Source organism: Actinospineispora spinosispora DSM 44797 (assembly GCF_000429025.1).
GTDB classification, from domain to species: domain Bacteria; phylum Actinomycetota; class Actinomycetes; order Mycobacteriales; family Pseudonocardiaceae; genus Pseudonocardia; species Pseudonocardia spinosispora.
The window spans coordinates 430,316-443,670 of sequence record NZ_AUBB01000010.1; the positions used below are offsets into that span (position 1 = coordinate 430,316).

General features: G+C 70.2%; 14 protein-coding genes. 7 read left to right on the plus strand and 7 right to left on the minus strand.

Annotation, left to right across the window (positions count from 1 at the left end):
* Positions 1 to 23 precede the first annotated feature (23 nt).
* Together G406_RS0105825 and G406_RS0105830 are read left to right on the plus strand one after the other, a co-directional pair.
* A complete protein-coding gene (locus G406_RS0105825) occupies positions 24 to 638 on the plus strand; it encodes a LysE family translocator (protein ID WP_245607019.1) in 615 nt (204 codons plus the stop codon).
* Positions 639 to 761: 123 nt separating this feature from the next.
* Positions 762 to 2,030, plus strand: coding sequence for an ABC transporter permease (locus tag G406_RS0105830; protein ID WP_028933110.1), 1,269 nt, complete (start codon positions 762 to 764; stop codon positions 2,028 to 2,030).
* Between the two features lie 4 nt (positions 2,031 to 2,034).
* Here the strand turns inward: G406_RS0105830 and G406_RS0105835 are convergent, their stop codons facing one another.
* A complete protein-coding gene (locus G406_RS0105835; protein WP_037075175.1) occupies positions 2,035 to 2,643 on the minus strand; it encodes a TetR/AcrR family transcriptional regulator in 609 nt (202 codons plus the stop codon).
* 83 nt (positions 2,644 to 2,726) lie between these two features.
* On the opposite strand from G406_RS0105835, the gene G406_RS0105840 reads away from it, so the two are divergent.
* From G406_RS0105840 to G406_RS0105850, 3 genes are all read left to right on the plus strand, one after another.
* Positions 2,727 to 3,497 carry a nuclear transport factor 2 family protein gene (locus G406_RS0105840; RefSeq protein ID WP_028933112.1) on the plus strand — a complete coding sequence of 257 codons (771 nt, stop codon included), beginning with the start codon at positions 2,727 to 2,729 and terminating at the stop codon, positions 3,495 to 3,497.
* Complete coding sequence (locus tag G406_RS0105845; protein WP_051341684.1) at positions 3,494 to 4,528, plus strand: saccharopine dehydrogenase NADP-binding domain-containing protein; 1,035 nt, start codon at positions 3,494 to 3,496, stop codon at positions 4,526 to 4,528. The genes G406_RS0105840 and G406_RS0105845 overlap by 4 nt, the downstream gene beginning before the upstream one ends.
* A 131-nt stretch (positions 4,529 to 4,659) precedes the next feature.
* Positions 4,660 to 5,334, plus strand: coding sequence for a GntR family transcriptional regulator (locus tag G406_RS0105850; protein ID WP_084215803.1), 675 nt, complete (start codon positions 4,660 to 4,662; stop codon positions 5,332 to 5,334).
* On the opposite strand, the gene G406_RS0105855 is transcribed toward G406_RS0105850, so the two are convergent.
* Positions 5,335 to 6,228 (minus strand): NAD(P)-dependent oxidoreductase, encoded by an 894-nt coding sequence (locus tag G406_RS0105855; protein ID WP_028933115.1) that lies wholly within the window; start codon positions 6,226 to 6,228, stop codon positions 5,335 to 5,337.
* 127 nt (positions 6,229 to 6,355) lie between these two features.
* Between G406_RS0105855 and G406_RS44840 the strand changes: the two genes are divergently transcribed.
* Entirely contained in the window at positions 6,356 to 7,768 is a 1,413-nt protein-coding gene (locus tag G406_RS44840; protein ID WP_051341686.1) for a UbiD family decarboxylase, read from the plus strand.
* An 89-nt stretch (positions 7,769 to 7,857) separates the two neighbouring features.
* On the opposite strand, the gene G406_RS0105865 is transcribed toward G406_RS44840, so the two are convergent.
* The 4 genes from G406_RS0105865 to G406_RS0105880 form a co-directional block, all read right to left on the minus strand.
* Positions 7,858 to 8,499 carry a DUF742 domain-containing protein gene (locus tag G406_RS0105865; protein ID WP_051341687.1) on the minus strand — a complete coding sequence of 214 codons (642 nt, stop codon included), beginning with the start codon at positions 8,497 to 8,499 and terminating at the stop codon, positions 7,858 to 7,860.
* 96 nt (positions 8,500 to 8,595) lie between these two features.
* A complete protein-coding gene (locus G406_RS0105870) occupies positions 8,596 to 9,153 on the minus strand; it encodes a TetR/AcrR family transcriptional regulator (protein WP_028933117.1) in 558 nt (185 codons plus the stop codon).
* Positions 9,154 to 9,172: 19 nt separating this feature from the next.
* On the minus strand, positions 9,173 to 9,718 hold the full coding sequence (locus G406_RS44845) for a methylated-DNA--[protein]-cysteine S-methyltransferase (protein ID WP_064742849.1): 546 nt from the start codon (positions 9,716 to 9,718) through the stop codon (positions 9,173 to 9,175).
* 93 nt (positions 9,719 to 9,811) lie between these two features.
* Complete coding sequence (locus G406_RS0105880; RefSeq protein ID WP_028933118.1) at positions 9,812 to 11,281, minus strand: DNA-3-methyladenine glycosylase 2 family protein; 1,470 nt, start codon at positions 11,279 to 11,281, stop codon at positions 9,812 to 9,814.
* 153 nt (positions 11,282 to 11,434) lie between these two features.
* Here G406_RS0105880 and G406_RS0105885 point away from each other — a divergent pair, with 153 nt between their 5' ends.
* Complete coding sequence (locus G406_RS0105885; RefSeq protein ID WP_028933119.1) at positions 11,435 to 12,907, plus strand: APC family permease; 1,473 nt, start codon at positions 11,435 to 11,437, stop codon at positions 12,905 to 12,907.
* On the opposite strand, the gene G406_RS0105890 is transcribed toward G406_RS0105885, so the two are convergent.
* A complete protein-coding gene (locus tag G406_RS0105890; protein ID WP_028933120.1) occupies positions 12,904 to 13,308 on the minus strand; it encodes a hypothetical protein in 405 nt (134 codons plus the stop codon). The genes G406_RS0105885 and G406_RS0105890 overlap by 4 nt on opposite strands.
* Positions 13,309 to 13,355 lie beyond the last annotated feature (47 nt).

The following is a 13,355-nucleotide window of genomic DNA, read 5'->3' on the forward strand; positions in this document are numbered from 1 at the left end:
TTCCCGCCTTTGTCGTTTCCGTCGTGTTGATCTGGTGTGCGCCCGGTCCCGCGCTGACGCTGGTGCTGCGCCGGGCGGCGCTGCGCGGGTTCAGAGCGACGTTGCCCGTCGTGCTGGGCCTCGAAGTGGGGCTCTACCTGTGGGCGCTGCTCGCGGCCGCGGGGGTGGCGGCGCTGGTGGCGACGTCCGAGGTCGCCTACCTGGTGCTGCGGGTCGTCGGCGCGATCGTGCTGATGGTGCTCGGCTTCCGTGCGCTGCGATCGGCCTGGCGTCAGCGTCGTGGTTCGGAGCAGGCGATCGAACCGGTCGATCCGACGCCGGAGAGAGCGGGACGGCGCGGCGGATGGTGGGCGTTCGGCGAGGGGCTGCTGGTCCAGCTGGCGAACCCGAAGGCAGCGGTGTTCATGGTCGCGTTCTACCCGCAGTTCATCCGGGCGGACCAGCCGTTGTTCACCACGACAGCCCTGCTCGCGTTCCTGCAGATCGTCCTGGAGACGGTGCTCTACATCGGCCTCACGCTCGGTGTCGCCAGGGCGGGCGGCTGGTTCCGGCGCCCGGCGATCCGCCGAAGGCTCGACGCGCTGAGCGGAACCGTGCTGGTCGGTCTCGGTCTGCGCGTGGCGGTCGTCGCCCGATGACCGGCCCGGTGATCACCTGAGCGTTTCCCCGCCGCTTTCTCAGGCTTGACAGGTTCCTCCCAGCAACGGTGTGGATGGTGGAACCAGAACAGCCACGAGAGACATCAGGGAGTGGGGTGACCCGTGATCCTGCGAGACATTCTGCTGATCGCCCTGCGCGGTCTGCGGTCGCACAAGATGCGGTCCGCGTTGACGATGCTCGGTCTGGTCATCGGCGTGGCGGCGGTCATCCTGCTCACCTCCTTCGGCCAGGGTGTCGCGGGATCGGTCAACGCCGCCGTCGAACCGATCGCGAACAGCATCACCGTGGTGCCCAAGCTGTCCCCGATCCCGGGCGGACCGTCGGCGAAGCCGCTGACCGACGAGGACATGGCGGACATCGCCAAGATTCCGCAGGTCGCCCAGATGGTGCCGCTCGTCACCGGGGCGAGCACGGGCGCGGCGGGGTCGGTGGCGAAGGCGGTCACCGCGTCGACCCCCGGCGCGCAGTTCCTGTCCGCCTCGGTGAGCGGAACCACCTACAACTACCTGGCCGCACAGCAGAAGACGCTGATCGCGGGGCAGTTCTTCTCCGAGGCCCAGGACCGCTCCGGTGCCAACGTCGTCGTGCTGGGACCGTTGGTGTCGAAGGCGCTCTACGGTCCGGACCCCAACGCGGCCGTCGGGCAGACGCTGCGGCTCAACCATGCGTTGTTCAAGGTCATCGGGGTGCTGAAGTCGTTCGGCGCGTCCGGCGACAACGCGGTCGTCATGCCGATCAAGGCCGCCCGCTCAGGAGTGTTCGGCTACGGCAAGGGCGGTGACGAGCTCAGCTCGCTGTCGGTCAAGGCGACCTCGACGGCCCAGGTGAAGGCCGTCGAGGCGCAGATCACCCAGATCCTCCGGACCAACCACCACGTCACCGACCCCCAGTACGACGACTTCCAGGTGCAGGACCTCGGCTCCCGGCTGACGACGTTCACCTCGCTGATCCAGCTCATCACCAACTTCGTGCCGGCGATCGCGGCGGTGTCGCTGCTGGTCGGGGGCATCGGCGTGCTCAACATCATGCTGGTCTCGGTGACCGACCGGACCAGGGAGATCGGCACCCGAAAAGCGGTCGGGGCGAGCGACTCCGCCATCCTGAGCCAGTTCGTCATGGAGGCGATCACCCTCGCCGGGCTGGGTGGGCTCATCGGGGTGGGGATCGGTGTCGGGCTGATCCTGCTGACCAAGGTGCTGATCCCGTACGTCGGGGCGAGCGGGTTCCTCAGCTCGTTCGATCCGGTACTGGCCGCACCGCCGATCGTGATCGCGTTCGTGATCAGCCTGGCCATCGGCCTGCTCGCCGGAGGCTACCCGGCGTGGCGAGCCGCCCGCCTCGAACCCATCGAAGCGCTGCGGTACGAATAGCGGGTCACGGGCCGACGCGATCGGCCGGCCGCAGCGCGTTGAGCATCAGCTCGGCCTCGGCGGTCACCGTCGCCAGGGCTCCGGGCGGATCGTCGGAACGGGCGAGCAGCATGCCCGCCTCGCACAGTGCGCCGAACACGAGCTGACAGCGGATGGTCAGATCGCCGCCCGCGATCCAGCCGTCGGCGGCCGCCGCGACCATTCCGCGCCGGAGCAGCTTCAGGGTGTGCTGGTACTCGATCTCGCGCACGACGTCCCAGCCGAGGTGCGCCGGGCCGTCCAGCAGGACGATCTGCCGCACGTTCTGGTCCAGGCAGCGCTCCAGGAACGTCCGGCAACCCTGTCGCAGCCCCGACCAGCTGTCCTCCTGCGCTGAGCTGACCAGGGTCAGCTCAGCGGCGAGCTCCTCTTCCTGGCGGACGAACACGGCACGGAACAGTCCGATCTTGCCGGCGAAGTGGTGGTAGGCGGCGCCCTTGGTCATGCCGGCCTCGGCGGCGACCGCCTCGATCGACGTTGCCGCGTACCCGTCGCGACCGAACAGTCGCTGACCGGCCGCGACCAGCGCCGCGGTCGTGGTGTCCGATCGCTGGGCCTGGGTTCGCCGGGTCACGCCATCTCCATTTGACAAAGATACCAGAGGTACGTAACTTTCGTACCTAGAGTACGTACGTTGAGTATGAAAGTGGGACGGGCATGGATCCGGTGAGGTTGCTCCAGGAGTACGCGCAGGTCAAGAACGCTCATGACGTCGAGGGGATGCTCGCGCGGACCCACCCCGAGTGCCGCTACGAGGAGATCGGTACCGGGCGGATCGTGGAGGGACACGACGAGCTTCGGCGCTCTCACCTCGGCTTGTTCGCCGCGATGCCCGGCTACACGGCGACACCGGAGGGTGTGGCCGCCTCGGGAGAGGACACCGCCGTTCTGTGGGGGCGCTTCGCCGGCGTCCTCGCGCAACCGCTGTTCGGCCGGGGCGACGTCGGCGACCGGATCGACACCGCCGCCGTGTTCGTCTGCACCTTCCGGGACGGGTTGCTCTACCGGGAGCAGGCGCACATCGACCTGGTGTCGCTGCACCGGCAGCTCCGGTCGCCCGCCGCACGGTTCGCCGAGGCGTTCACGGCCGCATGGAACGCGCCGAGCGGCGAGAGGCTGAGCGCGCTGTTCACCGAGGACGCCACCGTGCGCCACCCGGGGATGGCCGAGCCGGTGGTCGGGAGGGATGCGATCCGGCGGTACTTCGACGGCGTCGTGACGGCGCTGCCGGACATCCGGTTGCGGCCGTTGGCGGTCTCCGCCGACGGTGACACGGTGTTCGTACACTGGCGGATCACCGCGACGCTGGACGGCGCGGACACGGCCTGGGAGGGCATCGACCGCTTCGACCTGGGCGGTGAGCTGGCCGACAAGGGTGTGGCGCACTTCGACCCGGCGACGGTGCGTCCGCTGGCGGTGACCTCGTGACCGGGCCGATGATCGTGGTCTACGGCGCCACCGGGCACACCGGACGGATGGTGGCCGCTGCACTGCTCGCGGCGGACCACCGGGTGATCCTGTCCGGGAGGAACGCGTCCGCACTGGCCGGGCTGGCGGCCGAGCTGGACGGCCACGTCGAGGTCCGCCCGGCGGCGCTCGACGATGCGGCGGCGCTGCGTGCCGCCGCTGCCGGAGCGGCCGTGGTGATCAACTGCGCTGGTCCGTTCGCGCGGTCCGGACTGCAGGTGGCGAGCGCGGCGGTGGCCGAGGGGGCCCACTACCTCGACCATGCCGCCGAAGCCGTGTACATCAACGGGCTGTTCGACGCGCTGGGTGGCCCGGCGGAAGAGGCGGGCCTGGCGGTCGTCCCTGGCATGAGCTTCTACGTGGCGACCGCCGACCTGCTGGCCGACGTGGTCAGCGCCGGTATGAACAGCCTGGACACGCTCACGGTCGCCTATGCGATCAACGGCTGGCGCATGACGCCGGCGTCACGCACCACCGCGGTCCAGCTGACCATCGCCGACCGGCTCGGCTTCACCGACGGCCGCTTCCAGCTGGTGTCCCGGGACGCACGGACGACGTCGTTCGACTTTCCCGCGCCGCTCGGTACCCGCACGGTCATGGCGGACTACCCGGCGGGCGACGTGGCGACGATTCCCCGGCACGTTCCCACCCGGTCGGTCGAGGCCTACATGACCGCAGAGACGTTCCAGGAGGACGGTGTGTTCACCAGCGACGAGCTCGACGCCGCCGCGCGGGCGGGCTCCACGTTCACCGTCGTGGTCGAGGCCCGCGCGGGCGACGAGCTCGTCACCGGATACGTGCGGGGACGCGACATCTACCGTGCCGGGGCCCTGGTGTCCGTCGCGGCCGCGACCAGGCTCACGTCGGTACGCCCACCAGTGAAGTCAGGTGTGCTGGCTCCGGCTCAGGCTTTCGACGCCGAGGAGCTCCTCGGCGCACTCCGCGACCAAGGGGTGTTCGAGGCGGTGAGCTGGGGCGCTGGGCGATCGTAGGTCGTCGAACGATCCGGCAATAGCTACGTGCTGTCGTTCACTTCTGGCTGCTAGGCTCGTTGTCGAACAACGTGGTGCGGACTGGAGGACGGCCTGTCGTGAGCGTTGAGGGGTTGGCGGCCGACCGCGCGATGCTCGGCAGGACCAGCACCGCGGAGCGGGTCGCGGTGATCCTGCGGGCCCGGATCAGCGAGGGCTATTTCGAGCCCGGCGACAGGTTGTCCGAGAAGCAGATCACCGAGCAGCTCGACATCTCGCGCAACACCCTGCGTGAGGGGTTCCGGCTGCTGACCCATGAGCGGTTGCTCGTGCACAAGCTCAACCAGGGGGTGTACGTCCGGGTGCCGGACGTCGCCGACCTCGAAGACCTCTACCGGGTGCGCAAGCACCTGGAGTGCTCGGTGGTTCGTGACGTCGTCGCGCCACCGGCCGAGCTGCGTCGGCTCACCGCCGCGGTGGACGAGGGCCGACGCGCGCTCGATTCGGAGTCGTGGCGCGCGCTGGGCACCGCGAACATCGCGTTCCACGAAGCCATCACCGCGCTCGCGGGCAGCCCCCGGATCGACGAGCTGATGCGCAGCGTGCTGGCCGAGCTGCGGCTGGTCTTCCACGTGATGAAGAGCGCGCGGCAGTTCCATGAGCCGTACCTGGAGCGCAACCGGGAGATTCTCGCGGCGCTGTCCGACGGCGACGGAGCGCTCGCGGAACAGTTGCTCAGCGCCTACCTTGAGGACTCCGAGCGGCAGCTCGTCGAGGAGTACGACCACGTGATCGCCGACCGCGCCGGCAACCCCGCCTTGGCCTGATCAGCCGCGACGCACGCGCAGGCCCGCCTGCTCCTCGAGCAGCGCCGCGGCGAGCAGCTCGCCGTCGCGCGGACCGAACCGGTCGAGTGCCCGTAGGTGGATGCGTTCGACGAGGCCGGAGAGCTCGAACGGCACGTTCTGTTCGGCGGCCAGCGGGGTCAGCGCGGCCAGCTCCTCGCAGATCCGGTCGAGTCCGAAGGACTCCAGATAGTCCCCGTCGAGCAGCGAGGACAGGTCGCGGCGGATGAACGTGCTGGCGGCGGCACTGCTGGTGAGCGCTTCGTGGAGGACCTCGAGATCGATGCCGGTGCTCCTGGCGAGCAGTAGCGCTTCGGTGACCGCGATGGCCTGGCCGAACCACAGCAGGTTGACCAGCAGCTTCGCGGTGTATCCCGAGCCTCGGACTCCGATGTGGAGCACGTGCGCAGGCTCACCGAGCACGTCGAGCAGCGGGCGGTGCCGCTCGACCAGCTCCGCGTCGCCCGCCACGAACAGCTGCAGGGTGCCCTCGGTGGCGGCGGCGATCCCACCACCGACGGGCGCTTCGAGCGTGTGGATGCCCCGTTCGTCGGCGTTCGCCTGGACCGGCGCGGCCTCCGCCGCCGAGTTGCTGCTCATGTCGATCCAGGTCGACCCGCCCGGCAGCGCGTCGAGCGCACCGTCGTCGATCATCGCCTGCCGGACCTCACCCGGGCCGGGCAGCATCGTGATGAGTACCTCCGCGCCGGATGCCGCTCCGGCGGACGTCGGCGCCCACTCCGCACCGAGAGCGGAGGCCACCTCCCGGCACTCGGGGCGCACGTCGGACGCGATCACCCGATGTCCGGCACGCACCAGGTTGGCGCACATGGGCGTACCCATCCGCCCGATACCGACGAAACCGATCACAGACATCCGCTGGCTCCTCGCGTCGTGGGTTGTTCGCGCCAGTCTCGCGCCGCGGCGTCGCGCGTGTGGCCGACGTCCCCACTGTGCGGGAACGTGATTCGTCGGCGGTGCCCACCGACGTGAGAATGTCGAGGTGAATCCGGACATCGCGCCGACACTGCGCGTCTTCCTCGACGAGCTCGCCTCAGCAGGCGAGCTACGCGAGATCACTGCTCGACTCGATGTCCGCCACGAGATCTCGGCGGCGCTGAGCCTCCTCGACCCCGGCCTCGGCGGAACCGGTCCCGCCGTCCGGATGACGAACGTCGCGGACAGCCGCATGCCGGTGGTGGGCAACATCTACGGGTCGAGGCGACGGATCGCGCGGTCGCTCGGACTGGCCGGGAACGACCTCCACGAGTCTTTCCTGGCCGCTCTCGGTGCGCGGCACGACCCACGACCGAACAGTGACGCTCCCTGGCAGGCGGTGCAGGTGCCGGACCCAGACCTCACGGCGGAGCTACCGGTGCCCTGGTTCTTCGAGCACGAGACCGGCCCGTACCTGACCGCTGGTGTGATCGTGGCGCGGGAGCCGGCCACCGGGCGGGGCAACCTCTCGATCGCCCGGCTCAAACCGCTCCGCGGCGCCCGGGCCATGGTCGGCATCGCGCCCAACCACCACCTGGCCGCTTTCGCGCGCCAGGCCCAGGAACGCGGGGAGCCGCTGGAGCTCGCGGTCTGCCTCGGCGTCGAACCGGCTGTGCTGCTGGCCGCGTGTCTCTACCTGGCCCAGGGTGATGACGAGATGGCCTACGCGGGTGGGCTGGCGCGCCGCCCGATCGACGTCGTCGAGCTGTCCGCCGGCGGGCCGAAGGTGCCGGTGGAGAGCGAGATCGTGCTGGTCGGCACCCTGGAGCCGAGCGAGCTGGTGGAGGAGGGCCCGGTCTCGGAGTTCCACGGGATGTACGAGCGGTACGGCTCGGGTCCGGTGTTCACCGCGACGCGCCTGCTGCGCCGCGAGGACGCCTTCCTCCAGGTCGTCGAGCCCGGGCTGCACACCGAACACGTGCTTCTCGGGGCCGTCGCCATCGAGGCCGGTCTGACCAGGCAGCTGCGCAGGCGGATCCCGGCGGTCCGCGCGATCCGGGTCACGGACGAGGGCGCGGGACGGCTCGCCGCCCGGGTCGCGCTCGGTCCACACCGTCGAGGGCTGGCTCGCCAGGTCATGCACGCGATCTGGGGTGAGGTCTCGTTGATCAAGAACATCGTGGTGCTGGACGAGGACGTACCGCTCGACGATGCGGCGGAGGTGGACAGGGCGATCCAGCTGCGCGTACGGCCCGACCGCGACCTGATGGTCGTGCCGTACTCGGCGGCGGACCGCGCCGAACCGCTGGAACGTGAGGGTCTGGGCACGCGGCTCGGGATCGACGCCACCCGCTGGCCGGACGACCGCGACTGGACACCGGCGGCCCCGCCGAGGGCCGCCCTCGACCGGGTGGCTGGCTTGATCGGGTTCGATCGACGCCCCCGCCTCCCGGTCGCTGACCAGAAGCCGCCCGAGTGACCTCGCAGAGCTTCATGTCGCGTCGCAGACGCTGCAGTGTCTGCGACGGAACGTGACGCTCTGCGAAGTCGAGTCAGGAGGTGGCCGCGCTACAGCCGGTGCAGGCCGGCGAGCACTCGCTCCAGAAGGGCCAGATCGGGCCGGTGGGCCGAGTCGCCGGAGCGTTGGTGCACGGTGACGGCGCGGCTCGCGGCCAGGTCGTCGACCAGCACCCTGGCCACACCGAGAGGCACTCCCAGCCGGGCCGCCACCTCGGCGACCGACTGCGACACCTGGCACAGCCGGACCACCGCCCGGTGCTCGCCGCCGAGGTGCGTGAACGGCATGCCGGGTGTCGACGTGATCAGCGCCTCGAGTGGGAGCTGGGACCGGGTCCGGCCACCGGTCAGCACATACGGCCTGACGCGGACGGTCCAGTCGCTCTCCGGGAGGTCGTCGTGCTCCGGTTCAGCGGCGATCCAGGTCGGCCGACGGTCGGCTTCGGTGACCGGAGGTCGGGGTGGAGCCACGGCGGGAGCCGGTTCCGGGGCCGGCAGTCGGGAGCCGCGTCGCCGACGTGGCGGGCGGGCGAACCGGGCGCCGGTCATCCCGACGGGCACGGCGACCGTGGACGCCACCTCGACCGGCTCCGCCGCGTCCTCGACGACGGGCTCCGCCGGTCGGGTGCGGCGCTCTACCCGGCCGAAGCGCGCACCGGTCATGCCGATCGGACGGTCGGACGCGCCTGCCATATGTGATCACCTCAGGCGCGAGGGTCTCCTACGCAGGTTTCGTACGTATTTCCTCGCCGTTTCGTACCGGCCCGCCGGCGGTAACCAGGACCTCGATCAGGTCAGCAATGCGGTGATCGACCGTGCCACCCGGTGCAGCGGCTCCTGGCTGCGGTTCGTGCGTGCCAGGAGCAGCGCACCCTCGATGAGCGCCAATGTGGTGGTCGCTGCCCCTGCCGCGTCGGGATGGCCCTCCGCCTCCAACCGTGCCACGAGCCCCGCTTCCCACGCCGCGTAGACCGAGGAGCAGGCGCGTTGCAGCTCGTCGTTGCTCGCCGACGTCTCCAGCGCGACGGTAGCGACCGGGCAGCCCTTGCGCCACCGCGAGTCCTCGAGGCGCGCACCGAGAGCCTGGAGCAGGCCGACCACGAGCTCCGCGGTGTTCGCGCCCTCGACCTCGTTGATCAGCAGGGCGACGTCCTGCCCCGCGCGCGTGACCGCCTCGCTGATCAGCTGGTCCTTACCCCCGGGAAAATGGAAGTAGAGCGAACCGCGCGGCACGCCGCTGGCGGCGATCACCTGGTTGAGACCGGTACCGAAGTAGCCACCGGCCTCGACGAGTTCGATCGCGTTGTCGATGAACCGGTCTCGTGTCTCTTGCCCCTTGACGCCCACCAGAACAGGGTAGACCAGTCTATATATTTAGGTCCTGGAGCTGCCCGGGCAGTTCCGGCATCGGCCGAGGGCCGGCCGCGGCGCTGAACAGGTCCAGACCCTGCTCGTAGTCGAGCAGGTGCCGTTTGCGGTGCACCCCGCCGCCGTAGCCGGTGAGGTCGCCGTTCGAGCCGATCACCCGATGGCACGGCACGATGATGCTGATCGGGTTCTTACCGTTGGCCAGCCCGACCGCTCTGATCGCGGTGGGGCGCCCGATCTGCTCGGCGAGCTGCCGGTAGGTCACCGTCTCGCCGTAGGGAATCTCGCGGAGCGCAGTCCACACCGAACGCTGGAACGGCGTGCCGCCCAGCGCCAACGGCATGTCGAAGTCGGTTCTCTCGCCGGCGAAGTACTCGTCGAGCTGGGTGACGGTCGTCCGCAGCGGCTCGGGGTCGGGCTCGCCGAACGTCTCGACCGCCGGCAGATGGCGCTGGTTGTCCATGTAGAGGCCGGCGAGCGCGCCGTCCTCGGCGACGAGGGTGAGCGGCCCGATCGGGCTGTCGATCACGGTGTGCACACGCACGATGTCTCCTCGGGGTAGTGGGCTGACGCGGTCTCACCTGTTGTGACGCACGCCGGCCGCCGATGGCTCCACTCGATCATGAAAAGAATGTGGTCAGGCGGGGAGCAGGTTGATCGGATGGTCACCGGTCGACCACAGGTACTGCACCGCGTAGGCACGCCAGGGGCTCCACTCGGTGGACCGCGCGGTCAGCGCGGACGGGCTGGTGGGCAGGCCGAGTGCTTCCGCGGCTCGGCGAATGCCCAGGTCGCTGGGGATGAACGCGTCCGGGTCGCCCAGCGAGCGCATGGCGATCGACTCGATCGTCCACGGGCCGAAGCCGGGCAGGGTGGCGAGCGCGGCGCGGGCCTGCCGCCAGTCGCTGCCGACGCTCAGGTCGATCTCACCGCCGGCCAGTGCCTCGACCAGCGAGATCAGCGTCCTGCGTCGGGACCGCGGCATGGCCAGCTGTTCCGGGTCCAGCGACGCGAGCATGGCCGGGTCGGGGAACAGGTGCGTGAGGCCGCCGTCGGGGTCGTCGACCGGCTCGCCGTGCGCGACCACCAACCGGGCGGCCAGCGTGCGTGCCGCCGACGTGGAGACCTGCTGGCCGAGGACCGCGCGCACCGCGAACTCGGCGGGGTCGACGGTCCGGGGCACCCGGCGGCCCGGGTTCTTGTCGACCACCGGCGCGAGCACCTGATCGGCGCGCAGGAGCTCGTCCACCGCGATCGGGTCGGCGTCCAGGTCGAGCATCCAGCGGCACCGGCTGATCGCCGTGGACAGGTCACGCAGGTCGGTGAGGGTGAGCCGGCAGTCGACGTAGTCCGGCAGCGGGCGCAACGCCACGATGCCGTGGCCGCGGGGCAGACGCATCGTGCGCCGGTACGCGCCGTCACGCCACTCCTCGACGCCGGGCACGGCGGTGGCGACCAGGTGCCCGAACAGGTTGTCCGGGCAGAACGGCTGCCGGAACGGCAGACGCAACGCGAGGGTGCCCGGCCCGGTCGTCGGCTGCCCGCGTGCCGCACGGGTCCGCAGCTCGGTCGGCGTACGGTGGAAGACCTCCCGGACGGTCTCGTTGAACGAGCGCACACTGGCGAACCCGGCGGCGAACGCGACGTCACCCATGGGCACCGTGCTGGTCTCGATCAACACCCGGGCGGTCTGCGCCCGCTGTGCCCTGGCCAGTGCCAACGGGCCCGCGCCGAGCTCGGCGAGCAGCTGACGCTGCAGCTGCCGGACGCTGTAGCCCAGGCGCGAGGCCAACCCGGACACTCCTTCGCGGTCGGCGACCCCGTCGGCGATCAGTCGCATGGCCCTGGCGACCACGTCCGCGCGCTCGTTCCACAGCGGGGAACCGGGGCTGGCGTCGGGGCGGCACCGCTTGCAGGCCCGGAAACCGGCCTGCTGCGCGGCGGCGGCGCTCGGGTAGAAACTCATGTTCTCCGGCTTGGGCGGCACCACGGGGCAGCTCGGCCGGCAGTAGATGCGCGTGGTCAGCACGGCGGTGAAGAACCAGCCGTCGAACCGGGCGTCCTTCGACTGGACGGCCCGGACACAACGCTCTACGTCTTCGTGCATGGCTCCAGCATCGTCACTGCCCGTCGCCCTGGCTGGCGAAAATACGACACCACCCTAACGGCTGGTTCACCGTCCGCCGCTCGACGAGGCGAGGCGAACCATCGGCCGTCTGGGAAAGAATCGGGCGAGACCGGACGAGGGAGGTAGCCGCGAATGGACAGTAGGGCCCCGACCGAACTGGCGCACGAGCAGCAGCGGCACCTGAAGAAGGTACTGGGGCGCTTCGACCTGTTGTTCCTCATCATCGCCGCGGTGGTCGGCCTGGAGACACTCGGGCAGGTGTCCCTGTTCGGTGCGCAGGCGCTGACCTGGGCACTCGTCCTGGCCATCGTGTTCCTGATCCCGTATGCGCTCATCTTCGCCGAGGTGGGCGCGGCGTTCCGGGAGGAGGGCGGGGCGTACACCTGGGTGCGTGACGCGTTCGGCCGCGGCGCCGGGGCCATCGCGGCGCTGCTCACCTGGGTGACCCAGCCGGTATGGGTGGGCGGGTCCATCGCCCTGCTCGCGGCCGAGACCGTGAACACCTACCTGGTGCCACTCCGCAACGGCTCACCGGCGGACTACGTGTTCAAGCTGGTGTTCATCTGGGTCACCGTGGTGGCCGCGATCGTCAGCCTGAAACGCGGCAAATGGCTGCCCACGGTCGGGGCGATCCTCAAGCTCGTCGTGCTCGGGCTGTTCGTGGTGACCACGATCGTCTATGCGGTCCAGCACGGCGTCATCGGGCTGTCGGCGGGTGATTTCAGCCCGACTCTGCTCGGCCTGTTCGGCTCGGCGCCGATCCTGTTGTTCGCCTATCTCGGGTTCGAGTCGTCCAACAGCGCGGCGGGGGAGATGCGCGACCCGACCCGCGATGTTCCGGTGTCGATCGCGCGATCCTCGATCACGGCGGTGTTCTGCTACCTGTTGCCGATCCTGGCGATCCTCCTGGTGGTGGATAAGGACAAGATCACCGGAATCGGCGGTCTGCTCGAGGCGGTCCGGCTGGTCTACTCGGTCTACGGAGCCGCCGCGCAGACGCTGTTGACGATCACCGCCGTGGGATTCGTCTTCATCCTCATGAGCCAGGGCGCATCATGGATGATCATCTCCGACCGGGTGCAGGCGATCGCGGCGGCGGACGGAGCGTTCTTCGGCGGTTTCTTCGGCCGGTTCCACCCCCGGCTCGGCACACCCGTGCGGGTCAACCTGCTGTCCGGCGTGGTGTCGACGACGTTCCTGCTGGTGGCGATGCAGATGAGCGGGGACAACGTGGCGGTGTTCGCCGTCGTGCTGAGCATCTCCATCTCGACGTTCCTGCTGAGCTACCTGCTGGTGATCCCCGCCGCCGTCCGGCTGCGGTGGCGCTACCCGGACGTCGAGCGTCCGTTCCGGGTGCCGGTGACCGACGGCGGCTTCGCCGTACTCGGCGCCCTGAGCTTCGCCTGGGTGCTGCTCGGTTCGTGGGTGACGGTGTTCCCCGGCTCCCTCGAAGCGCTCTTCGGTCTCGACTACGACTTCCGGGCCCAGTGGGGCGTCAGCCGGACGCAGTTCGAGGCGCTGACCCTCGGCACACTGGCCGCGCTGCTCGTGCTCGGTGTCGTCGGTTACCTGCGAGGCGCGCGTATCCGGGGTGCCCGGGACTAGTGACCTCGGCGGCGGGCGAACGAGACCCTGCGCGCCAGGTCGCGGATCGACGGGCTCGGGGGCAGGCGGTCCAGGGAGAGGTCAGGGTGCTCCACGTCGAGGCGGCGGCCGGAGATCGTGGCCAGCATGGGTTCGGCGTGACGCCAGCACTCCAGCGCGTCGCGGGCGCGGCCGGCACGCGCGTGCGCCAGGCCGACGCTCGTGTAGAGCCACGGCCAGGGAATCGCCTCGCTGATGAGCACCTGCCTCGCGGCCATCAGGCACTCCGCGAGATGTTCCAGGTCACCGGGCATGCCGTCGCGGCTGGGGACGAACACGCCGTCCCGGATCGCGCCTCGGTTGGCCAGGCCGATGGCGGTCTGCAGCCGCCAGGCGGCCTCGGCCTCGGAACGGACCAGCATGGGGTTCTCCTCTCGTCGGCGTCGAGAGGAGAACTTGCCACCGGTAG

Bases quoted from the DNA above. Each gene is read 5' to 3' on its own strand.
- G406_RS0105850 (WP_084215803.1), top strand. From the start codon at position 4,660: ATGCTCGGCAGGACCAGCACCGCGGAGCGGGTCGCGGTGATCCTGCGG.
- G406_RS0105890 (WP_028933120.1), bottom strand. From the start codon at position 13,308: ATGCTGGTCCGTTCCGAGGCCGAGGCCGCCTGGCGGCTGCAGACCGCC.
- G406_RS0105855 (WP_028933115.1), bottom strand. From the start codon at position 6,228: ATGTCTGTGATCGGTTTCGTCGGTATCGGGCGGATGGGTACGCCCATG.
- G406_RS0105880 (WP_028933118.1), bottom strand. From the start codon at position 11,281: ATGCACGAAGACGTAGAGCGTTGTGTCCGGGCCGTCCAGTCGAAGGAC.
- G406_RS0105840 (WP_028933112.1), top strand. From the start codon at position 2,727: ATGGATCCGGTGAGGTTGCTCCAGGAGTACGCGCAGGTCAAGAACGCT.
- G406_RS0105885 (WP_028933119.1), top strand. From the start codon at position 11,435: ATGGACAGTAGGGCCCCGACCGAACTGGCGCACGAGCAGCAGCGGCAC.
- G406_RS0105865 (WP_051341687.1), bottom strand. From the start codon at position 8,499: ATGGCAGGCGCGTCCGACCGTCCGATCGGCATGACCGGTGCGCGCTTC.